A 21,680-nucleotide genomic window follows, 5' to 3' on the forward strand; every position below is an offset into this window, starting at 1 on the left:
TGAACACGTTGGTGAAGGCCACGTTGCCCTCGGAGGAGGCGTACAGCTCCACCACGCGCTCGATGCCGAAGCGGTTCTTGAACTCTTTCCAGATGCTGGGGCGCAGGCCGTTGCCGACGATGGTGTGCACCGGGTTGTCGCCGTCGTCCGGCTTCTCGGGCTGCTCGTGCAGGTAGCGGCACAGCTCGCCGACGTAACCGAAGGCGGTGCAGTTGTGCTTGCGGATGTCGTCCCAGAAGCGGCTGGCGGAGAACTTCCGCGCGATCGCCAGACCGCCCGCGGGGGCGATCACCGAGGCCCAGCAGATCACCATGCCGGTGGCGTGGTAGAAGGGCAGGGTGCTGTACAGGCGGTCGTCCTTGTTCAGGCGCACGGCGGAGTAGCCGAAGGCGCCGTAGGCTTTTTCCCAGCGGCCGTGGTTGAACACCACCGCCTTGGGCAGCCCGGTGGTGCCGGAGGGGTAGATGTAGAACAGCGGGTCGCGCAGGAAGGTCTGGTGGGTGCTGGCCGGATTCTCGCTGGAGCAATCCTTGATCTCGGTGGCCAGGTTGGTGAAGCCTTCCGGGGCGGTGCCCGGGTCTGCCAGAGTGTCCTGGTCGGCGAAGTAGAAGAAGTTCTGCTTCAGGTCCAGGTCGTCACGCACTTCCTGGATCACTTCCACCAGCTCCTGACCGATGATCGCCGCCTTGGGCTCCACCAGGTTGAAGCTGTGGGTGAGCACCTTGCCCTTCTGGGAGGTGTTGATCAGGGCGGAACAGACGCCCAGTTTGGCGCAGCCCAGCACGGTGGCCAGCAGCTCGGGACGGTTTTCCACGTCCACCGCCACGGTATCGCCTTTCTTCAGGCCGATGGAGGCCAGGTAGTCGGCGATGCGGTTGGCCCAGGCATTGAACTGCTTGTAGGTGAGCTCCCGGTCCTCGTAGAGGATGGCGACGCCGTTGGGGTTGCTGTCGGTGGCCTTTTCGAAAGCCACCCCCAAGCCCAGCGGCGTGTTGGTGTCGGTGATCTTGCTCATCTTGGAGCCTTTGATCAAACCGGGCAGATTACCGAAAATCTCGGGAACCTTGGACAGAAGCTTGGGCAACGTAATGACGTCGGCGCTGCTCATGGGATCTCCATTGTCTGTGTTCTTGGAATGCCCGGATCGAGCCGGGAGTTTATATAAAGCACTGCTCTATTAGTGTGGCGTCACATCCGGCGTCCGGTGGCGGCTCGGGACCGCTCCACAGGGGCCGCCATACCTTACCGTTCGCCCCCTATACCGGCAAGCAAAGCGCCGGCTCTTGCGCGACCGGCCGGTCGCGCCGCCGCCGTGGAGCCATTCAAACATACTTTGGGACGAACGTCCGTTACCCGAAAACGCCGGCCGGTTGTCATTCAGTGACAACCTCCGGGGTGACGGTGATCAGCAGCTGCTGGCGCTTGACCTGATCGCCGGCGCTGACGGTGACGGTGTCCACGGTGCCGTCGCAGTCCGCTTTCAGGGCGTGTTCCATCTTCATGGCTTCCAGCACCGCCAATGTCTGTCCCCTTTTTACCGTATCGCCGGCGGCGGCGCTCACTTCGATCACCGCGCCGTCCATGGGCGCTTTCAGCTGGCCGGAGCCGGGGCCCTGCTCGCCGCCGCTGGCCCGGTGGGTGCGCTCCTCGAAGCAGGCGCGCAGGCCGCCGTCCTGCAGCCACACGCGGCCGTCCCGGTGCAGCCAGTGGTAGCGGCGGCGCACGCCGTCCAGGGTGGCGATCAGGGTGCCGTCGTCGTGGACCGCGTCCAGGCGGACCGCGTCCAGGGTCAGGTCCGGGCCGCCGTGGATGCCGTCCGGGGTCAGGTAGAGGGTGCGTTCGCGGTCGCCCTGGGCCAGCACCAGCGGCTGCGCGCCCACGCCGCTGGAGTGCCAGTTGCGGTAGCCGGCGCGGCCGGCGGCGTCACCGGCGCCGATACGGGTGAGCAGCAGGGCGGCCAGCGCCCACAGGGCTTCCGGGGTGTCGGCGGCACGCAGGCCCGGGTCGTCGGCGAAGGGGCCGTCGATAAAGGCGGTGGTGGCGTCGCCGGCGGCGAATTCCGGGTGGCGCAGGATCGCCGCCAGGAAGCGGCGGTTGTCGTCCAGGCCCATCAGCACGGTGTCTTCCACGGCGCGGATCAGCCGGCGGCGGGCTTCGTCGCGGCTGGCGCCGAAGGCGATGATCTTGGCCAGCATCGGGTCGTAGTGGCTGCCCACTTCGGCGCCGTCCACCAGGCCGTGGTCAATGCGCACGCCCTCGCCACTGGCCGGCCGCCAGCTCAGCACCGGGCCGGTTTGCGGCAGGTAGCCCTGGGCCGGGTCCTCGGCGTAGAGGCGCACCTCCATGGCGTGGCCGGTGAGCCGCACCTGCTCCTGGGTCAGGGGCAGGGGCTCGCCGGCGGCCACCCGCAGCTGCCAGGCCACCAGGTCCTGGCCGGTGACCAGTTCGGTGACCGGGTGCTCCACCTGCAGGCGGGTGTTCATCTCCAGAAAGTAGAACTCGCCGTCCGCGCCGAGCAGGAACTCCACGGTGCCGGCGCCCACGTAATCGCAGGCCTTGGCGGCGTTCACCGCCGCCTCGCCCATGCGTCGGCGCAGGTCTTCGTCGACCACCGGGGAGGGCGCTTCCTCCACCACTTTCTGGTGGCGGCGCTGCACCGAGCAGTCGCGCTCGCCCAGGTGGATGACGTTACCGTGGTGGTCGCCGAACACCTGGATCTCCACGTGGCGGGGGTTGATCACCGCCCGCTCGAGGATCAGCTCGTCGTTGCCGAAGCTGCTTTTCGCCTCCTGACGGGCGCTTTTCAGCTGGGCGGCGATCTGCTGCGGTTCGGTGACCACGCGCATGCCGCGCCCGCCGCCGCCGGCGCTGGCCTTGATCATCAGCGGCAGGCCCACGGCCTCCGCTTCCTTTATCAGGGTGTCGTCGCTCTGGTCCTCGCCCTGGTAGCCGGGCACACAGGGCACGCCGGCCTCCTGCATGGCGATCTTGGACAGCCGCTTGGAGCCCATCAGGCGGATCGCCTCGGCGGGCGGGCCGATAAAGGTGACGCCGGCCTCCGCGCAGGCGGCGGCGAAGTCCGCGTTCTCGGACAGAAAGCCGTAGCCCGGGTGCACCGCGTCGGCGCCGCTGCGGCGGCAGGCGTCCAGCAGCGCCGGCACGTTCAGGTAGGACTCGGCGGCGGTGGCGGGGCCGATGCACACCGCCTCGTCGGCCAGCTGCACATGGCGGGCGCCGGCGTCCGCCTCGGAGAACACCGCCACCGTGCGATAGCCCAGCGAACGCGCGCTTTGCAGTACCCGGCAGGCGATTTCGCCGCGGTTGGCGACCAGTACTTTCTCAAAACTCATTGCCATTCCTTATTCATTTGCCAGCGACGGCCTTGTGGGCCCCTGTGCGAGCGGGCCTCGCCCGCGAAAGGGTGGCTTATAGCCACCCGGCAGGATCCCAGAGCGGTTGTTTGCGCCGCCGTTAGAGAGGCCTCTGGAATCCTGCCGGGAGCTTCGCTCCCTTTCGCGGGCAGGGCCCGCTCCCACAAGGGCCCGCTCCCACAAGGGGTCGCTTTCACAGGAAGACCTGATCATTCGTCGGCGGCCCACTTCGGCGGACGCTTCTGCACAAAAGCCAGGGTGCCTTCCTGGCCCTCTTCGCTGGCCACGGCTTCGGCGAAGTCGGCCGCCGCGCGGTCGAGCAGCTCGTCCATGGGCATGTGGCCCACGTCGAGCACCAGTTGTTTGGTGACCCGGCTTGCGTTGGGAGCGCAGCGGCGTATTTCACCGAGCACCTCGGCGAGCTTCTTGTCCAGCTCCGTCGGGGAGTCCGCCACCTCGTGGACCACGCCCAGGGTCAGCGCGTGGTGGCCGTCGAAGCGCTGGCCGGTGAGGGCGATACGGCGGGCGCGGGTGAGACCGATGCGCTGCACCACGAACGGGGCGATCTGCGCCGGAATCACGCCGAGGCCGGTTTCCGGCAGCCCGAATTTGGCGTCGCCGGCAGCGATCGCGACATCGCTGACGCAGGCCAGACCGAAGCCGCCGCCCATCACCGCGCCTTCCAGCACGGTGATCAGCACCTGCGGCAGACGGTTGGCGGTGCTGATCATTTCACCGAAGCGACGGTTCAGGCGCAGGAACGCCTCCGGGTCGCCCTCGGCGGCCTGCTGCCTGGCGCCGGCCATGTCCTTGATGTCGCCGCCGGCGCAGAAATGGCCGTCCGCGCCGCGCAGCACCAGGGCACGCACCTCGGCGCCGGCGGCGTCGTTCTCCAGCCAGTCGAACACGTCCATCAGCTCGTTCACCATGGCCAGGCTCATGGCATTACGCGCTTCCGGCCGATTCAGCGTGATGTGCAAAACGCCGCTTTCACGGGAAAGCGTCAGCGCCGTCGTCTCAGGTAAAGTCATCATCCATCCCGCTATTCACTGTTAACTGTTCACTATTAACTGTTCTTCTTTTTGCCCGGCAGCATGCCCATGGTCTTGCAGATAATGCCGAGCATGACTTCGTCGGCGCCGCCGCCGATGGAGCCCAGGCGGCCGTCGCGGTAGAGCTGGCTGGCCGGGTTGTCCCACATAAAGCCGTTGCCGCCCCAGTACTGCATGCAGCCGTCGGCCACTTCCCGGGACAGGCGGCCGGCCTTGAGCTTGGCCATGGACGCCAGACGCAGCACGTCGCCGCCGTTGATGTAGGTTTCGCAGGCCTGCCACACCAGCGCGCGCAGCATTTCCACCTCGGTCTGCAGCTCCGCCAGCTTGAAATGCACGGACTGGTTATCCAGCAGCGACATGCCGAACACCTGGCGCTCGCGGGCGTAGTCGATGGTCTGGGCGATCAGGTTGTCGCAGCCCTTGATGGCGTTGGCGGCGCCCCACAGGCGCTCTTCCTGGAACTGCATCATCTGCATCATGAAGCCCATGCCTTCCTGGCCGATCAGGTTGCGCTGCGGCACGCGCACGTCGTCGAAGAACACCTGGGCGGTTTCCGAGCTGCGCATGCCCAGCTTGTTGAGCGGCTTGTCCACGGTGATGCCGCCGGCGTCCTTGGGCACCACGATCAGGGACTTGTTGACGTGCGGCTTGTCGTCGGAGGTGTTGGCCAGCAGACAGAAGAAGTCGGCGCTGGGCGAGTTGGTGATCCACATCTTGGTGCCGTTGATCACGTAGTCGTCGCCGTCCTTTTTGGCTTTGGTCTTGATGTTGGCCACGTCGGAGCCGGCGTGGGGCTCGGACACCGCGATCGAGGCGACCATGTCACCGGCGATGGCCGGCGCCAGGTAGTCGCGCTTGAGCTCGTCGGAGCCGAAGCGGGCCAGGGCCGGCGTGGCCATGTCGGTCTGCACGCCGATGGACAGCGGCACGCCGCCGCAGGTGGCGCCGCCGATTTCCTCGGCGACGATCAGGCCGTAGGAGTAGTCCAGGCCCATGCCGCCGTACTCTTCCGGCTTGGTGACGCCCAGCAGGCCCAGGTCGCCCATCTTCTTGAACACGTCGTGGATCGGAAAACGGCCCGCCGCTTCCCACTCCGGCACGAACGGGTTCACCTCTTTCTCGATAAAATTACGCACCGTGCGGCGCAGCTCTTCATGTTCCTGAGTAAACAACATGGTCGTGTCCTGTGTTTGTTGGCTCGTTTTGTTGAGCGCTGGGATGTCGGTGGTAACCAAAAAAACCTGGTGGTTTTAGTTAACAGTTAATAGTTAACAGTGAAGAGCGAAACAGGGTGCGGTCCGGCCTTCGCCGTCCGCACCGAGCCTTTCTGCAACGGTGTTTTCGCTATTAACTGTTCACTATTCACTTTTAACTGCTCTCTACAGTCGTGCCACGCCAAAGGTATTGGCGTTCAGCTCCCGTTGCTCCGCTTGCCGGCAGATGTCGAGCACGTAGGCCAGCACCTTGCGGGTGTCGCGGGGGTCGATGATGCCGTCGTCCCAGAGGCGGGCGGTGCCGTAGAGCGCGGTGGATTGCGCGTCCAGTTTCTGGGCCGTGCTTTGCTGCAGCATGTCGAGCACCTTTTCGTCCGGTTCCAGGCCGTTGGCGCGCTGCTTGGCTTCGGCGACGATGCGCAGCACGGTGCCGGCCTGCTGGCCGCCCATCACCGCCACCTTGGCGTTGGGCCAGGCGAAGATGAAGCGCGGGTCCAGGCCGCGGCCGCACATGGCGTAATTGCCGGCGCCGTAGGAGCCGCCCACGAGAATGGAAATTTTCGGGACCCGGGCGTTGGCCACCGCCTGGATCATCTTCGAGCCGTGCTTGATGACGCCGTTCTGCTCCGGGTCGGTGCCGACCATGAAACCGGTGGTGTTGTGGAGAAACAGTAAAGGCCGGCGGGTCTGGTCGCAGAGCTGGATGAACTGGGCCGCCTTGGCGGCGCCGCGCGGGGTGATCGGGCCGTTGTTGCCGATCACGCCCACCGGCTGGCCTTCGATGTCGATCCAGCCGCACAGGGTGGCGCTGTCCCAGTCGTTCTTGAAGTCCAGGAAGTCGGAGCCGTCGGCGAGCCGGGCGATGATCTCGCGCACGTCGTAGGGCTTCTTGCTGTCCGCCGGCACCACGCCGAGCAGTTGTTCGGGCGGGTAGAGCGGTTCTTGCCAGTCGCGGTGTTCGGCGGGCCGGTCGCGCAGGCCCAGCTTGCTCATGATGTCGCGGGCGTGGCGGATGGCGTCGGCGTCGTTCTCGGCCAGGTACTCGGCGGTGCCGGCCACGCCGGTATGCATTTCCGCGCCGCCCAGCTCCTCGTCGGTGGCGATTTCCCCGGTGGCCGCCTTCAGCAGCGGCGGGCCGGCCAGGAACATCTTGGCGCGGTTGCGCACCAGCACTACATAGTCCGAGAGCCCGGGCTGGTAGGCGCCGCCGGCGGTGGCGTTGCCGTGCACCACGGTGATCTGCGGGATGCCGGCGGCGGACAGGCGTGCCTGGTTGGCGAAGGTGCGGGCGCCCTCCACGAACACGTCGGCGGCGTAGTTGAGGTTGGCGCCGCCGGATTCCACCAGGCTCACCATGGGCAGCCGGTTCTCCTGGGCGATGCGCTGCAGGCGCAGGGTTTTATGCAGCCCGGAGGGCGTTACCGTGCCGCCCTTGATGGCGGAGTTGGAGGCGGTGACCAGGCAACGCACGCCGCACACATAGCCGATGCCGGCGATGGTGCCGCCGCCGGCTTCGGTGCCGTCCTTGTCGTCGTGCATTTTGTAGCCGGCCAGGTTCATCAGGCTCAGATAGGGTGAGCCCGGATCCAGCAGCCGCGCCACCCGCTCGTGGGGCAGCAGCTGGCCGCGCTTTTCGAATTTCTCCCGTTTGCCTTCGGCGGTGTCGCGCACCTGCTGTTCGATGGCGCGGAATTCCTCCACCGCCTGCAGCAGGGCGTCACGGTTTTGCCGGTATTCCTCGCTGTTCGGGTCGAGGGCGGATTCGAGTACAGGCATTAATCCAGATCCTTGAGCACGTTGGGCGTCACGGCGCGGTGGAAGCCGTCATAGGGTTTGGAGTTTTTATGATCGGGCAGCGGGAACATGGCCACGTTGCCCTGGCTGGCGGCGCCGTCGATGCGCCAGGTGTCGCCGCTGATAAAGGCGGCGCCGTCGCTGAGCAGGAAGGTGATCGCCGAGGACACTTCCGCTTCCAGGCCGAGCCGCTTCAGCGGCACCGCGCCGCGCAGGGTCTTGATGGTCTGCTGCATGCCTTCCGGGTAGGTGTCCATGCCGGAGGAGGCGATCCAGCCCGGCGCCACCGCGTTCACGCGCACGCCGGCGCAGGCCCATTCCAGGGCGGCGGTTTTGGTGAAGTTGTCCATGCCGGCGCGGGCGGCGCCGGAGTGCCCCATGCCGGGCATGCCGCCCCACATGTCGGCGACGATGTTGACGATGCTGCCGCCGGTTTTGTTCATGCCCTGCATGAACACTTCCCGGGCCATCAGGAAGCCGCCGGTCAGGTTGGTGCGGATCACCGTTTCCCAGCCTTTCTGGCTGATCATTGCCACCGGCGAGGGGAACTGGCCGCCGGCGTTGTTGACCAGGCCGTCCACCTGCTGCACCTGCTTGTAGATCGCCGCCACGGTGTCGCGGACCTTGTCCTCGTCGCGGATATCGCAGGTGAAGAACAGGGCTTCCCGGCCGGTGTCCTCGCGGATCTCGTCGGCCACCGCCTTGAGCTTGTCTTCCTTGCGGCCGAGCAGCACCACCCGGGCGCCCAGCGCCGCCAGTTCGTGGGCGGTGCAGCGGCCGATGCCGGAACCGCCGCCGGTGACGATGAGGGTCTTACCGGCGAACAGGTCGTCGCGGAATACGGAACGGTACGGCATTCAAATTATCCTCACTGTAGGGTTTCCAGGATGTCGGCGCTCACGGGCACCGGGAAGTCCAGAAGTTGTTGGGCGAACGCCTTGCCCTGCGGATCGATGCGCAGGCTGGCGATGCCGCCGCCGCCCAGGGCGTGGCGCAGCAGGAAGTTGAAGGCGTTGAAGCCCGGCAGCTCCCAGTGGCTGACGCTGCCGCGCTTCGGGTCGAGCACGTGTTTCATGTACTCGGCCACAGCGGCGTCGGTGAGCGCGGCGCGCAGGTAGGGCAGGTATTCCGGCTTGCGCGCCATCACGCCGATGTTGGCGTGGTCGCCCTTGTCACCGGAGCGCGCCCAGGCCAGTTTCACCAGCGGCACGCTGGTCTCGCCGGTGGCGGTGTCGCTGCCGTTGGTGTCCGGCAGGCCGGCCACGTCCAGCGGCGTGCCCACCGGCACGCCCACTTCCGTGGGGGTGCCGTCCAGGTCCACGGTGGCGGTGACGTCCACCTTGGGCACCAGGGTGGAGAACAGGCGGATGCGCGGCATCGGTTTGGGCCGCCCGCCGACCAGCCCGGACAGGCCCGGCGCCATGCCGGTGGCGGCCTGGGCGATTTCCCGGGCGAACAGGCCCAGCGCCTTGCGGTCGTCGTGCAGGGCGGCGATTTTCACCACCACTTCGCGGCTGTCCTCGCGGCGCGCCTGGGCGCCGTAGGTGGTTTCGCTGCCGAGGATTTCCACGCTGGTGTCGCGCATCGGCGCCATGCCCAGCTGTTTGAGCAGGCCGTCGGTCTTTTTCAGGATCGCCGCCGCCACCGCGCGGCCCTTGGCCGGCGCTTCGCGGCCGCCCATCAGGAAGGAGGCGGTGATGCGCTGGCCGTCCGGGTAGGTGGCGGACACCTTATAGGTATCGGTGGGCGGCAGGCCGCGGGCGCCGCTGACGCGCACCCGGTGTTCGCCGTCCTGGGTCAGGGTAACGCCGGTGAAGTCGCACACCACGTCGGGGAGAATATAGGCGCGCGGGTCGCCGATTTCGTAGAGCACCTGTTCGCCCACCGTGGCCGGGGTCACCAGGCCACCGGTGCCGGGCGGTTTGGTGATCACGAAACTGCCGTCTTCGTGGCACTCGGCGATCGGGAAGCCCATGTTGTGGAAGTCCGGCACGTCGCGCCAGTCGGTGAAATTACCGCCGGTGCACTGGGCGCCGCACTCGATCACATGGCCGGCCAGGGAGCCCTGGGCGAGCTTGTCGTAGTCGTCGTCGGCCCATTTGAATTCGTGCATCAGCGGGCCCAGCACCAGCGCCGAATCGGCGATGCGGCCGGTCAGCACCAGGTCGGCGCCGGCGTCCAGCGCCGCCTGGATCGGCAGGGCGCCCAGGTAGGCGTTCATGGTCACGGTGATGGGCGGCAGGTCGGCGCCGGTGTCCAGCTCCTTGCAGTCGCTGAATTGGTCGCGGCGGCCGTTGAGATCATCGCCTTCCACCAGGGCGATGTTCATTTCCACGCCGGCCTCGGCGAACACCTTCTGCAGCGCCTCGCGGCAGGCGCGCGGGTTCACGCCGCCGGCGTTGCTGATCACCTTGATCTTCTTCTCTTTGATCTCGCGGGCCAGCGGCGCCATCACCTGGGTGACGAAGTCGTGGGCGTAGCCGGCGCTGGGGTCCTTCATGCGGGCGCCCGCCATGATCGACAGGGTCACCTCCGCCAGGTAGTCGAACACCAGGTAGTCGATCTCGCCCTGGCGGACCAGTTGGAAGGCGGCGCTGTTGGTGTCGCCCCAGAAGCCCGCGGCGCAGCCGATGCGAACAGGGTTTGCCATGCCCTCTGCCATATGATCGTGTCCTGATTGCTGTTTTCCGAATGGTTTCGTAAGCTACCAAGCAAGCGCTTGGTTTGGCAAGAGGTAGAGGTAGTACATTGTGGGAGCGGGCCCCGCCCGCGAAAGGGTGGCCCTGGCCACCCGGCGGGATACCAGAGGCGTTGTTGGTGCTTTTGTTAGAGAGGCCTCTGGGATCCTGCCGGCAAGCCGCGCTTGCCTTTCGCGGGCAGGGCCCGCTCCTACAAGCCTGCCCGAACCGGCTTGCAGCGCGCAGCTTGCAGCGATTTAATGCGCCGCTAGAAGAGGAGCACCCCATGCCTGACACACCCGCCATTCACGGCATCGACGATTCGCCCCGGGGCCGGCTGCTGAGCGCCGCCGCCCATCTGTTCCGGGACAAGGGGTTCGACCGGACCACGGTGCGTGACATCGCCGCGGCGGTGGGCATACAGAGCGGCTCGATCTTCCACCACTTCAAGAGCAAGGAGGACATCCTGTTCGCGGTGATGGAGGAGGTGATCCGCTTTAATACCGAGCGCCTGCGCCAGGCGGTGGCTGACGCGGACACGCCGCTGGAGCAGCTGCGCAACCTGGTGCGCGCCGAGCTCACCGCCACCGTGGGCGACACCCGCGAGGCGATGGTGGTGATGGTGGCGGAGTGGCGCTGTCTCGGCGAGGCCAAACAGCAGGAAGCCCTGGCGCTGCGCGAGATCTACGAGCAGATCTGGCTGGATGTGCTGGGGCGCCTGCACAAGGCCGGGGCCTTCCACGCCGACCCCTTTATCATGCGGCGGCTGCTCACCGGCATGATCGGCTGGACCCCCAACTGGTTCAGCACCAACCGCCGGCTGTCCGTGGAGGACCTGGCGGACCTGATCGTCGACCGGGTGGTGGGCGAAGCATGATCGGCAACGGCATCGCCTGGGGGCGGCACACCATCATCGAAGAGGGCGAGCTGCAGCGCGACACCCTGCAGCTGCGCGTCGACCACTATATCGTCGCCGGCCCGGACGGGCGACCCTTGCCGGGCCGGTTCCCGACCCTCGAAGCGGCCAAGACCTTCGTCGAGCAGCGCGAGGCCTGACAACGCGCAATTTATGAACGAACGGTGTCATCGGGGCAAAAAAGCCGTTGACACCCCGGGCGCAATCCCTAAAATGGCGCCCACTTCGCAACGCGAACCTGGGTGGTTAGCTCAGCTGGGAGAGCATCTGCCTTACAAGCAGAGGGTCGGCGGTTCGATCCCGTCACCACCCACCAGATTTTGCAGTACGCACGACAGACTGTGCGGTAAAGAGTTTGGAGCGGTAGTTCAGTTGGTTAGAATACCGGCCTGTCACGCCGGGGGTCGCGGGTTCGAGTCCCGTCCGCTCCGCCATCTTCATGATCTTTCTCGTTTTCCGTTTGGATTTATGGCGACGCCGGCCTAGCCCGCGTCGCCTTTTTGTTTGTCTGAACCTTTCCCGCCGACACCGTTCTAACCCCCTGTAGCCCCCGTTCGCGGCCGCGATTGTCATCAAGCCGTCACGGGCGGTGCTCTAACCTTACCGATGAACACACTGAAACAGGCCCGTTGGGCCGAATGGAGTATCCCTATGGATGAATATCTGGAAGACCAACTGGAAGAAAAGCTGTGGCTGGAAAGCCTCGACGACCTGGACGACGATGTCGCCGATGACGGAGTCGAGCTTTGATGCCCCGGCGACAAGCAAGCTGCGCTGCCTGCAGGATACAGGATGCAGGATACAGCGCGGACCACCTACTACCGACCTCCCGGGCCGTGCCCGCGTTTAACGCCTCCGGCGCGTAGCTCGGTCCCTGCGGACCCGCAACGCGTTCTCCGCACCTGTATCCTGAATCCTTCATCCTTCATCCTGCATCCTGCATCCCCTCGATAAAAGGTCCCTTTTTGGTGACCGGCTTCCTTGTTTTGCCCTTACCCCTGTGAATATGCTGCCGTTGAATCTGACGGGCAGCGGCAAGGAGTGACGCGTACTGTCACTGGCCGCGTGGATAACAGCGAAGAAATAACAACGAAGGGAAGGCTTATGGCGGGTTCGTCAGTGACCTCCGAAGCGGTGCTGTTCTATTGCGAGAAGGGCATCAGCAAAAGCATGTTGTACGCCGATTTCGAAGCCATTCTGGACGGCATGGTGGGGGTGCCCGAGTTTGCCGGTAAGGAAATGCGCGGCGCCTATTGCCTGGTCAACGGCCGGCTGCGGGCCAAGGCCATGGTGCTGTTTCTGATCGATTTCGACGCCGACGGCATGGCCGACACCACCTGGAACGTGCCCCTGCGACACCTGGCGGAACACGGCGGCCCGGGCCCGGACATGGGCGCCGGCCCGATTCGTCTGGCCTGCCGCAGCCAGTGCCCGGTGGCCTGGCACCAGGACCAGCTGTGGGACCCGGTGATGAAGCCCGGCGCCAACGATTTCGTGGCGGCCCGGGATTTGCTGCGCAGCCGGGGCTCGAAGATGGGCCTGGAAGTGGACGAGGATCTGCCGCCGCCGACGGCGGCGGTGCCCACCCTGTCCGGCGAGGACGTGCCCACGGTGCGGCCCGCCGACGGCGCCAGGAGCAAGAACGACGACGAGGAGCGGGTGCGTCTGGCGCGCACCATCAAGGAACTGCGGCTGCGCATCCACACCCTGGAAACCGGGCAGAAAGAGGAGATGGCCCAGCTCCGCTATGCCCAGCAGCAGAAGGAAGAGATTCTCAGCGCCCAGCTGGAAAAGGTGCTGATGCAGTTCAAAACCCTGAAATCCCAGAACGCGGCGCTGCGCGAGCAGAACGGCTCGCTCAAGGCGCAGGTGGAGTCGCTCAACCGCAGCCTGGAAGAGCACGCCGGCCGCAACGCGGAGCAGGGCAGCGAGGTGGAGCGTTTGGCCGAGCAGTACAAGCTGTCCCTGGAGCAGCGCCTGGAGGAAGAGCGCGCCCGGCTGGCCGATGAGATCCACAGCCGTGAAATGGACGTGCTCAACCGCGACGACCTGGTCAACCAGCTGCGCGCGGAAATCTCCGAGCTCAAGCGCGACCAGATGAAGGTGGCCCACTCCGGCGGCCAGAAGATCCTCGATAAGCTGGAGAGCCTGGGCCTGAGCTTTATCGCCTTTCATCCGGGGGCCGGGCATGTGTCCGTGGCCGCCGACCAGATCGCCGATTATATGGACAACCCGGTGGCGTTCGCCGCCCGCAAGTGCCTGGTCACCGAGGACCATTACCGGGCCTGGCTGGCGCACTACGAAAACCCGGTGTGCCAGGTGGCGGTGGGCCCGGACCAGGCCTGCTGCGGCAAGCGGGTGATCCGCGTGGACGTGCCCAATCAGTTCAAGCCGGGGGTGTCGGATTGCAACTCCAACCGCTGCCCGCACTGCCGGTCGGATTCGTCCATCGATAACGTGCTCCGCTTCCGCTGAACGGGGGCGTGGCAGGGCGCGACCGCGAGTTGGTAAGTTTTTTGCAGGTAATTGGCCCAATAAACCGCGGACGGTCCGCGACACAAGAATGAATCAGGGGGAGCTCGAATGGCTCGTGAATCCATCGACAAGAGTCTGCTGCAGACCTTCGTGCCGGTGAACGCCCTGTCGGGTGATCAGCTGGACTGGCTGCTGGATCAGCAGGAAGTGCGCCGCTATGAGGCCGGCGATGTGCTGTTCCGCCAGGGGGACCGGGACAACACCACCATTTACCTGCTGAGCGGCGAGGTGGAGTTGTTCAGCGAGCACGGCGAGCGCACGGTGATCAGCGCCGGCGACAGCGCCTCCTGGCACCCGCTGGGCCATTTCCAGCCGCGCCGGGACGATTGCAAGGCGATCGGCGAGGTGAGCGTGGTGCGCTTCGACAGCTTCCGGCTCGACACCATCCTCTCCTGGGACCAGTCCGCCGGCTACGTGATTCTCGACATCAACGCCAACGCCGCCTATCAGCACGACCGCGAGTGGATGATCCGGCTGCTCAAATCCAAGCTGTTCCACCGGGTGCCGCCGGCCAACATTCTGGAGATCTTCCGCCGCCTGCGCGCGCGCCGCTGCAAGGAGGGCGAAGCCATCGTCACCCAGGGCGAGCAGGCGGATTGCTGCTACATCATCAAGGAAGGGGTGTGCGAGGTGGCCATCACCCTGGGCGGTAAAAGCAGCGAAGCGATGCCGGTGGCCATGCTCGAGGAGGGCCAGTGGTTCGGCGAGGAGGCGCTGCTCTCCGGCAAGCCGCGCAACGCCACCGTGACCATGGCCACCGACGGCGTGCTGATGCGCCTGGACCGCCAGGACTTCGACGCCCTGCTGCGCGAACCGGTGATTCACACCCTGGACCCGGCGGACGCCCGCCAGCGTATCGACGAGGGTGCCCGCTGGCTGGACGTGCGCACCGCCGACGAGTTCGACCAGCAGCATCTGGCCGGCGCCACCAATATTCCGCTGGGCGCGCTGCGCCTGAAATCGCGGTTGCTCGACCCCGCCGGCCGCTACGTGGCCTACTGCGACACCGGCCGGCGTAGCGCCACCGCCGCCTTTCTGCTAAAAAACGCCGGATTGGATGTGTTCGTCCTGGATGGCGGTCTGAATAACAATGCTGATACCCTGCAGGACTATCTGAAATAGCACGCCGACGGCGTCTACTTAGTTGCAGGAACAACGTGTCCCAGGAAAAATTTCGCAATATCGGTCTGATCGCGCGCACCGAGAGTGAACAAACGCTGTATTCGGTGCGGCAGCTGATCCACTTTCTGCACGGTCGCGACTGCACCGTGATCCTCGACCGGGCGATCGCCGGCAGCCTCCCGGAATCCGGCCTGCAGGCCGCCAAGGCCTCGCAGATGGGCGACGCCTGTGATCTGGTGATCGTGGTGGGCGGCGACGGCAGCCTGCTGGGCGCGGCCCGCGATCTGGCCCGTTTCGACGTGCCGGTGCTGGGCATCAACCGCGGCCATTTGGGCTTTCTCACCGACATTCTGCCCTCGGAGATCGAATCCCGGGTCGGGCAGGTGCTGGACGGCGACTACACCACCGAACGGCGCTTCCTGCTGGATATGGAAGTGCGGCGCGGCAAGACCGTGATGGGGGAGGGCAGCGCCCTCAACGACGTGGTGCTGCTGTCCGGTGACAGCGTGCACATGATCGACTTCGAGCTCACCATCGACGGCCTGTTCGTGTACGGCCAGCGCTCCGACGGCCTGATCATTTCCACGCCCACCGGCTCCACCGCCTACGCGCTGTCCGGCGGCGGGCCGATCATGCACCCGCGCCTGGACGCCATGGTGCTGGTGCCGCTCAACCCCCACACCCTCACCAGCCGGCCTTTGGTGGTGGACGGCAACAGCGAGATCAAGATCCACATCACCACCGAGAAGGTGAACCCGCTGGTCAGCTGCGACGGCACCGCCGGCATCCGGCTGCAGGCCGAGGACGTGATCGCGATCCGCAAGAAGCCCCACCGCCTGCGCTTGATTCACCCGCCCGGCCACGATTTCTACCAGGCCTGCCGTTCCAAGCTGGGCTGGAGCACCCGCCCCGGCGACGGGAACTAGCCGCAAGCTGCAAGCTTCAAGCTGCAAGCAGGCCGTGCTGGAGTAACGGCCGTGCCACTAGCAAGGTGGCCGGCGCGATACAGGATTCAGGATACAGGATACAGCGCGGATCAAAGCCGGGAGAGGCGGACAGACTTCTGCACCGCGCCCCTGCGTTTCGGCAAACGAGGTTCTGCTAATGCGCAAAGCGATCCGCTCACTCCAGAGCCCGCCCCTGTATCCTGAATCCTGCATCCTGGATCCTCTGTTACGTCCTCACCGGCACGGCCCGTCAGCCTGCAAGGGCCTACTTGCAGCTTGAGGCTTGCAGCTTGCCGCCGCGAGCATGGAGCGAGCCGCCCTTGCATCCTGTATCCTAGTCCCCACAACTCAACGCATCCGCTATCGTGACAGGTACCGCCATGGCTTCTTCCCCTTCCTTCGACGAGCTTATCGACGGCATGACCCTGGAGGTGTGGCACAACATGCGCACCGCGGTGGAAACCGGCCGCTGGCCGGACGGCCGCCGGGTCAGCGACGAGCAGCGTGCCCTGTGCATGCAGGCGGTGATCGCCTGGGAAGTGCGCAACCTGCCCGAGGAAGAACGTAGCGGTTACGTCCCCAGTCACTGCAAGAGCGCCGACGGCGACACCGGGGAACAGCCGGTGGACCTGCGCCCCGCGCGCCGACACGGAGAACATTGATGAGAGACGGCAACCCCGCGCCGGTCACCCGGCTCACCGACTACCGCCCGCCGGCCTGGCTGGTGGACCACACCCGCCTGGACGTGGACCTGCGCGACGGCCACGCCACCGTCACCGCCGAGCTGACGGTGCGCCGCAACCCGGCCGGTGACGACCGCCCGGGCGAGCTGGTGCTGGACGGCGAACATCTGGAGCTGCTTTCCCTGAGCGTGGACGACCGTCCGCTCGGCGAGCCGGACTACCGGCTCGAGGAAGGCCGGCTCACGGTGCCGGGCGTGCCGGAACAGTTCACCCTGACTTCCAAGGTGCGCATCCATCCGGAGAGCAACACCGCCCTGGAAGGGCTGTACCGTTCCAACGGCATGTACTGCACCCAGTGCGAAGCGGAGGGGTTCCGGCGCATCACCTTCTTCCCGGACCGGCCGGACGTGCTCAGCCGGTTCACCACCACCATCCACGCCGACCGGGCCGCCTACCCGCTGCTGCTCTCCAACGGCAACCCGGTGGACAGCGGTGACGAAGAGGGCGGGCGCCACTTCGCCACCTGGGACGACCCCTTCCCCAAGCCCTGCTACCTGTTCGCGCTGGTGGCCGGCGACCTGGCCTGCCTGGAAGACAGCTTCCGCACCGCCTCCGGCCGTGACGTGGCGCTGCGCCTGTACGCCGAGCACCGCGATCTGGACAAGCTGGGCCACGCCATGGATTCCCTCAAGCGGGCCATGGCCTGGGACGAGCAGGTGTTCGGCCGCGAGTACGACCTGGACATCTTCCAGGTGGTGGCGGTGAGCCACTTCAACATGGGCGCCATGGAAAACAAGGGCCTGAACATCTTCAACACCTCCTGCGTGCTGGCGCACCCGGCCACCACCACGGACGCCGGCTTCGAGCGGGTGGAATCGGTGGTCGCCCACGAGTATTTCCACAACTGGAGCGGCAACCGGGTGACCTGCCGGGACTGGTTCCAGCTCAGCCTCAAGGAAGGCTTCACGGTGTTCCGTGACCAGGAATTCTCCTCGGACATGAACTCCCGCGCGGTGACCCGGGTGGAGAACGTGGATTTCCTGGTCAACCACCAGTTCCCGGAAGACCAGGGCCCCATGGCCCACCCGGTGCGGCCCTCGGAATACCAGAAGATCGACAACTTCTACACCCTCACCGTCTACGAGAAAGGCTCGGAAATCGTGCGCATGCAGCACGAGCTGCTGGGCGCCGAGGACTTCCGCCGCGCCAGCGATCTCTACTTCGAGCGGTTCGACGGCCAGGCGGTGACCTGCGACGACTTCGTCGCCTGCATGGAAGAGGTGTCCGGCCTGGACCTGAGCCAGTTCAAGCGCTGGTACAGCCAGGCGGGCACGCCGCTGGTGACCGCCTCCGACCGGTTCGCCGACGGTGAATACCAGCTCACCCTGCGCCAGGAAACGCCGCCCACCCCCGGGCAGAGCGACAAGCAGCCGCTGATGATTCCGGTCAAGCTGGCGCTGCTCGACGACCAGGGCCGCGCGCTGCCGCTGGACGACAGCGGCGCCACCGAAACCGTGGTGATCCTGCGTGACAGCGAGCAGACCTTCCGCTTCCCGGTGGCCACGGACCGCATCCCGACGCCGTCGCTGCTGCGCGGCTTTTCGGCGCCGGTGTCGCTGCGCTACCCGTTCAAGGAAGCGCAGCTGATCACGCTGCTGGCCCACGACAGCGACGGCTTCTGCCGCTGGGACGCGGCGCAGCGGCTCTATTTCGCCGCCCTGGCGCGGATCATCGACGACGGCGAGGACGCCGCCGCGCAGCTGGACCGGCTCACCCCGGTGCTGGAGCAGGTGATCCAGCGCGCCGGTGAAGACCCGGCGGAGGCCGCGCTGCTGCTCACCCTGCCCACCGAAACCGCGGTCGGCGACCGGCACACGCCGTTGCGCCCGCAGGCCGTGCACGACGCCCTCAGCGCCCTGCGCGCCGGCCTCGGCGAGGCCCTGGCGGCGTCCTGGTGGCGTCTGGTGGAGGAACTGGCGGAACCGGAATACCGCGCCGACGGCGAGGCCATGGGCAAACGCCGGTTGCGTCAGGTGGCGCTGGGGTACCTGTCCGCCGCCGCCGGCGCCGGCCGTGGCGATCGCGACAAACTGGTGGCACAGCTGCAGGGCATGCTGGACGCCCCCACCTGCATGACCGAGGAACTGGGCGCCCTGCGCGCCCTGGTGCACAACCAGCTGCCCGGTGCCGAGCCGGCGCTGGCGGCCTTCGCCCAGCGCTGGCGCGACGAGGCCCTGGTGATGGATCAGTGGTTCGCGGTGCAGGCCACGGTGCCCGGCGCCGACACCGTGGCGCGGGCGGAGGGCCTGTTGGCCCACGACGCCTTCGAATGGACCCTGCCCAACCGGGTCCGCGCCGTGGTCGGCACCCTGGTCAACGGTAATCCGTCCGCGTTCCATGCGCCGGACGGCAGCGGCTATGCGTTCTTTGCCCGGGCCCTGAAGAAGCTCGACGGCATCAACCCGCAGATCGCCGCGCGGCTGGCCAACGGCGCCGCCCGCCTGCAGCGCCTGGAGCCGGCCCTGGCCGAGCAGCTGAGCGCCGCCCTGCGCGAGCTCCGCCCCGCCGCCTCCGCCAACCTGGCCGAGGTTCTCGACCGCATCCTCTAACGCTGGATTGGAGCGGGCTTGTTACAGAGGGCCCGGCCGGGAAAAGGATGGCTCTTGTGCGAGCGGGCCCAGCCCGCGAAAGGCAAGCTTGGCTTGCCGGCAGGATGCCAGAGACCTCTTTTTCCGGTGCTCCGTATCGGAGACGCGGTGCAATGGTGGTGCCTTCCGGGACCGCTCAAGTCGTCCCTGATCGCTGTTAGTTTGGCCATCCCTGGCCAAACAGCTCCCTCCAGGCACCACCATTGCCCCGCTCACTGGGCAGCGGAACCGCCACGGGTCCTGATCACCGTCATTAGCCTCCATGAACCGGCCTCTGCATCCGGCGCCGGCTTGCCGTATAATCCGCGCCGCTATCCAAGGAGCCGCCGCCCATGCTGTACCAGCTTGCCCGTCCCGCCCTGTTCGCCCTGTCCGGGGAGCAGGCCCATGACCTGACCCTCGCCGCGCTGCGCCGGGGCGCCGGCAGGCTCTATCCGGCGCGGGTGCCGGCGCGGCCGGTGCGGGTGATGGGGCTGGATTTCCCCAACCCGGTGGGGCTGGCGGCGGGCCTGGATAAGAACGGCGACTGCATCGACGGCCTGGCGGCGCTGGGCTTCGGCAGCATCGAGGTGGGCACCGTCACCCCGCGCCCGCAGCCGGGCAACCCCAAGCCGCGCCTGTTCCGGCTGCCGCCGGCCGGGGCGCTGATCAACCGCATGGGGTTCAACAATCACGGCGTCGACGCCCTGGTGAACAACGTGCGCGCGGCCCGCTTCCAGGGCGTGCTGGGCATCAATATCGGCAAGAACAAGGACACCCCGGCGGAGCAGGCGGTGGACGATTATCGGCTCTGCCAGGACAAGGTGCACGGCCTGGCCGGCTACCTGGTGGTCAACGTCTCCTCGCCGAACACCCCCGGCCTGCGCGACCTGCAGCACGGCGACGCCCTGGACCGCCTGCTCGGCACCCTGCGCGAGGCGCAGACCCGCCTGGATCAGCAGCGCGGCGTGAGCGTGCCGCTGGTGATCAAGATCGCGCCGGACAACAGCGAAGAGGAGCTGGCGGCCATGGCCGAGGCGTTCGTGCGCCACGGTATCGATGGCGTCTGCGTGGGCAACACCACGCTGGAACGGCCCGGCGTGGCCGGGCTGCGCCACGGTGACGAGCAGGGCGGCCTGAGCGGCGCGCCCCTGAAGCCGATCGCCGACCGGGCGCTGGCGACCATGGCCAAGGCCCTGGACGGCCGCATTCCGATCATTGGCGTCGGCGGCATCAGCGGCGCCGGCGACGCCCTCGACAAGCGGCGATTGGGCGCCTCGCTGGTGCAGATCTATTCGGGGCTGATTTATCAGGGTCCGGGCCTGATCGGCGATATTGCCCGCGCCTGGTAGCGAACTGAGGGAGCGTCCCTCCAGGCGGTGTGCTGCGAAGCCGGTGTTGTGGGAGCTTGCCTTGCAAGCGAAAGGCCGGCAAAGCCGGCCGGCAGGATTCCAGAGACCTTGTTGGTGCTGCCGTTAGAAAAGTCTCTGGCATCCTGCCGGGAGCTGCGCTCCCTTTCGCGGGCTGGGCCCGCTCCCACAATCCGACCTTCATAGAAAGGTCCGGGCGTCGTTTCGGACCCGTGGCGGTTCCGCTGCCCAGTGAGCGGGGCAATGGTGGTGCCTGGAGGGAGCTGTTTGGCCAGGGAGGGCCAAACTAACAGCGGCCATGGATGGCTTGAGCGGTCCCGGAAGGCACCACCATTGCACCGCGTCTCCGATACGGAGCGCCGAAAACCAGGGGCTGCAAAAGAAAAGGGCCCGGGAGGGGCCCTGTGGGGTCGACGCGCGAAGCGCCGGCGCTGATCGAAAACAGGTTTTTTACAATGTCCTCTTAACGCGAAATAACGATTAGGTGACGTCTTTCAAATTCTGGATGCCGGCCACGCCGACCATGCCTTGTACCTGATTCGTGCGGCCCTCGCGCCAACCGCTCATCCAGTGGGTGCGGGCCTGCAATGCGCCGAAGGGGCAAAAGTCCCTGGGCCTGCCTTGAAATCCGGCCAGGTACCCCCGGCTGTAAGCTCTTTCATCACGACTGCGTTTCTGTCTTTTCATAGACACGATCCTCTTGGCTTGTACGCCTGTTGGCTTATTCGCAGTGCCGCTTTGCCGATTGCGGCGACGGTCAGTAAGCTGCGGCCCCCCGGTCACCTTTTCGAAGGGCCACGCTTTGAGTATGTGAAAGGGGGAAGAGGGTGTCGAATAACATGTCGCCATAATGGTGGCGCCGTTTAAGCGTGTGACGAATAATGGTCCAACCGATGAATTTTTCATTTCCGTCTTTAAAACAGGCACTTGCAGGGCAAAACCCATGGATTTCGTAATTACCTGTCTGCCCGGCCTGGGCCCCTTGCTCGCCGACGAGCTCGCCGAATTGGGCATCTCGGTAACAGATCCGGGTAACGCCCATGTGGGGATTCAGGGTCTGCAGCAGGACGCCCTGCGGGCCTGCCTGTGGTCGCGCCTGGCGGAGCGGGTGCTGGTGCCGCTGGCGGAACTGGACGTGACCCCGGACCAGGCGCCGGAGCGTCTGGCGGCGGCGGTGGACTGGCGGGCCCTGGTGCCACCGGGCGTGGACCTGCATCTGAGCCTGGACCACGGCAAGGGCGTGCGCGGCGACAGCCGCGTCAGCGGTAAGCGGCTGCTGCGCGCCTTGCCGCCGGAGATCGGCCAGGCCCGGCGCGAGGAGGGCGCCTGCGCGGTGCGTGCCCGGCTGGACGAAAACAGCGCCCGCCT

At 66.5% G+C, this 21,680-nt stretch carries 16 protein-coding genes, 2 tRNA genes and 1 pseudogene; 11 read left to right on the plus strand and 8 right to left on the minus strand.

Going from position 1 to position 21,680, the window contains the following annotated elements; all coding sequences use genetic code 11:
- From ISO4_RS15185 to ISO4_RS15215, 7 genes are all read right to left on the minus strand, one after another.
- A partial coding sequence (locus tag ISO4_RS15185) for an AMP-binding protein (RefSeq protein WP_194856751.1) occupies positions 1–1,108 on the minus strand: 1,108 nt, incomplete at its 3' end.
- Positions 1,109–1,373: 265 nt separating this feature from the next.
- A complete protein-coding gene (locus tag ISO4_RS15190; protein ID WP_194856752.1) occupies positions 1,374–3,350 on the minus strand; it encodes an acetyl/propionyl/methylcrotonyl-CoA carboxylase subunit alpha in 1,977 nt (658 codons plus the stop codon).
- Positions 3,351–3,580: 230 nt separating this feature from the next.
- On the minus strand, positions 3,581–4,402 hold the full coding sequence (locus ISO4_RS15195; protein ID WP_194856753.1) for an enoyl-CoA hydratase/isomerase family protein: 822 nt from the start codon (positions 4,400–4,402) through the stop codon (positions 3,581–3,583).
- 35 nt (positions 4,403–4,437) lie between these two features.
- Positions 4,438–5,601, minus strand: a complete 1,164-nt coding sequence (locus ISO4_RS15200; RefSeq protein WP_194856754.1) for an acyl-CoA dehydrogenase family protein — start codon at positions 5,599–5,601, stop codon at positions 4,438–4,440.
- Positions 5,602–5,805: 204 nt separating this feature from the next.
- Complete coding sequence (locus ISO4_RS15205) at positions 5,806–7,416, minus strand: acyl-CoA carboxylase subunit beta (RefSeq protein ID WP_142949448.1); 1,611 nt, start codon at positions 7,414–7,416, stop codon at positions 5,806–5,808.
- On the minus strand, positions 7,416–8,291 hold the full coding sequence (locus tag ISO4_RS15210) for an SDR family oxidoreductase (RefSeq protein WP_194856755.1): 876 nt from the start codon (positions 8,289–8,291) through the stop codon (positions 7,416–7,418). The genes ISO4_RS15205 and ISO4_RS15210 overlap by 1 nt, the downstream gene beginning before the upstream one ends.
- Positions 8,292–8,302: 11 nt before the next feature.
- Complete coding sequence (locus tag ISO4_RS15215) at positions 8,303–10,084, minus strand: acyclic terpene utilization AtuA family protein (protein ID WP_194856756.1); 1,782 nt, start codon at positions 10,082–10,084, stop codon at positions 8,303–8,305.
- A gap of 314 nt (positions 10,085–10,398) precedes the next feature.
- Between ISO4_RS15215 and ISO4_RS15220 the strand changes: the two genes are divergently transcribed.
- The 10 genes from ISO4_RS15220 (at position 10,399) to ISO4_RS15265 (ending at position 20,294) form a co-directional block, all read left to right on the plus strand.
- Positions 10,399–10,989, plus strand: coding sequence for a TetR/AcrR family transcriptional regulator (locus ISO4_RS15220; protein ID WP_194856757.1), 591 nt, complete (start codon positions 10,399–10,401; stop codon positions 10,987–10,989).
- Entirely contained in the window at positions 10,986–11,168 is a 183-nt protein-coding gene (locus ISO4_RS15225; RefSeq protein WP_142949444.1) for a hypothetical protein, read from the plus strand. The genes ISO4_RS15220 and ISO4_RS15225 overlap by 4 nt, the downstream gene beginning before the upstream one ends.
- Positions 11,169–11,268: 100 nt before the next feature.
- Positions 11,269–11,344 (plus strand) — tRNA-Val (locus ISO4_RS15230).
- A 41-nt stretch (positions 11,345–11,385) separates the two neighbouring features.
- Positions 11,386–11,462 (plus strand) — tRNA-Asp (locus ISO4_RS15235).
- Positions 11,463–12,132: 670 nt separating this feature from the next.
- The gene (locus ISO4_RS15240) at positions 12,133–13,503 is read left to right on the plus strand and encodes a hypothetical protein (RefSeq protein ID WP_142949443.1); all 1,371 of its coding nucleotides are present in this window, start codon (positions 12,133–12,135) and stop codon (positions 13,501–13,503) included.
- 108 nt (positions 13,504–13,611) lie between these two features.
- Positions 13,612–14,685, plus strand: a complete 1,074-nt coding sequence (locus tag ISO4_RS15245) for a cyclic nucleotide-binding domain-containing protein (protein WP_194856758.1) — start codon at positions 13,612–13,614, stop codon at positions 14,683–14,685.
- A gap of 35 nt (positions 14,686–14,720) precedes the next feature.
- Entirely contained in the window at positions 14,721–15,611 is an 891-nt protein-coding gene (locus tag ISO4_RS15250) for an NAD(+) kinase (protein WP_142949441.1), read from the plus strand.
- A 401-nt stretch (positions 15,612–16,012) separates the two neighbouring features.
- A complete protein-coding gene (locus ISO4_RS15255; protein ID WP_067609496.1) occupies positions 16,013–16,294 on the plus strand; it encodes a YeaC family protein in 282 nt (93 codons plus the stop codon).
- A complete protein-coding gene (gene pepN / locus ISO4_RS15260) occupies positions 16,294–18,924 on the plus strand; it encodes an aminopeptidase N (RefSeq protein WP_194856759.1) in 2,631 nt (876 codons plus the stop codon). Before ISO4_RS15255 ends, pepN begins: the two co-directional genes overlap by 1 nt.
- A 371-nt stretch (positions 18,925–19,295) precedes the next feature.
- Positions 19,296–20,294, plus strand: a complete 999-nt coding sequence (locus ISO4_RS15265; RefSeq protein ID WP_194856760.1) for a quinone-dependent dihydroorotate dehydrogenase — start codon at positions 19,296–19,298, stop codon at positions 20,292–20,294.
- A gap of 498 nt (positions 20,295–20,792) precedes the next feature.
- On the opposite strand, the gene rmf is transcribed toward ISO4_RS15265, so the two are convergent.
- Positions 20,793–20,999 carry a ribosome modulation factor gene (gene rmf / locus ISO4_RS15270; protein ID WP_142949460.1) on the minus strand — a complete coding sequence of 69 codons (207 nt, stop codon included), beginning with the start codon at positions 20,997–20,999 and terminating at the stop codon, positions 20,793–20,795.
- Between the two features lie 256 nt (positions 21,000–21,255).
- On the opposite strand from rmf, the pseudogene ISO4_RS15275 reads away from it, so the two are divergent.
- Positions 21,256–21,680, plus strand: a pseudogene (locus ISO4_RS15275) (bifunctional 23S rRNA (guanine(2069)-N(7))-methyltransferase RlmK/23S rRNA (guanine(2445)-N(2))-methyltransferase RlmL); the annotation flags it as partial.

This window comes from Alloalcanivorax venustensis ISO4 (assembly GCF_015356855.1).
Taxonomy (GTDB): Bacteria; Pseudomonadota; Gammaproteobacteria; order Pseudomonadales; family Alcanivoracaceae; genus Alloalcanivorax; species Alloalcanivorax venustensis.

Bases quoted from the DNA above. Each gene is read 5' to 3' on its own strand.
- ISO4_RS15190 (WP_194856752.1), bottom strand. From the start codon at position 3,350: ATGAGTTTTGAGAAAGTACTGGTCGCCAACCGCGGCGAAATCGCCTGC.
- ISO4_RS15195 (WP_194856753.1), bottom strand. From the start codon at position 4,402: ATGACTTTACCTGAGACGACGGCGCTGACGCTTTCCCGTGAAAGCGGC.
- ISO4_RS15200 (WP_194856754.1), bottom strand. From the start codon at position 5,601: ATGTTGTTTACTCAGGAACATGAAGAGCTGCGCCGCACGGTGCGTAAT.
- ISO4_RS15205 (WP_142949448.1), bottom strand. From the start codon at position 7,416: ATGCCTGTACTCGAATCCGCCCTCGACCCGAACAGCGAGGAATACCGG.
- ISO4_RS15210 (WP_194856755.1), bottom strand. From the start codon at position 8,291: ATGCCGTACCGTTCCGTATTCCGCGACGACCTGTTCGCCGGTAAGACC.
- ISO4_RS15215 (WP_194856756.1), bottom strand. From the start codon at position 10,084: ATGGCAAACCCTGTTCGCATCGGCTGCGCCGCGGGCTTCTGGGGCGAC.
- ISO4_RS15220 (WP_194856757.1), top strand. From the start codon at position 10,399: ATGCCTGACACACCCGCCATTCACGGCATCGACGATTCGCCCCGGGGC.
- ISO4_RS15225 (WP_142949444.1), top strand. From the start codon at position 10,986: ATGATCGGCAACGGCATCGCCTGGGGGCGGCACACCATCATCGAAGAG.
- ISO4_RS15240 (WP_142949443.1), top strand. From the start codon at position 12,133: ATGGCGGGTTCGTCAGTGACCTCCGAAGCGGTGCTGTTCTATTGCGAG.
- ISO4_RS15245 (WP_194856758.1), top strand. From the start codon at position 13,612: ATGGCTCGTGAATCCATCGACAAGAGTCTGCTGCAGACCTTCGTGCCG.
- ISO4_RS15255 (WP_067609496.1), top strand. From the start codon at position 16,013: ATGGCTTCTTCCCCTTCCTTCGACGAGCTTATCGACGGCATGACCCTG.
- pepN (WP_194856759.1), top strand. From the start codon at position 16,294: ATGAGAGACGGCAACCCCGCGCCGGTCACCCGGCTCACCGACTACCGC.
- ISO4_RS15265 (WP_194856760.1), top strand. From the start codon at position 19,296: ATGCTGTACCAGCTTGCCCGTCCCGCCCTGTTCGCCCTGTCCGGGGAG.
- rmf (WP_142949460.1), bottom strand. From the start codon at position 20,999: ATGAAAAGACAGAAACGCAGTCGTGATGAAAGAGCTTACAGCCGGGGG.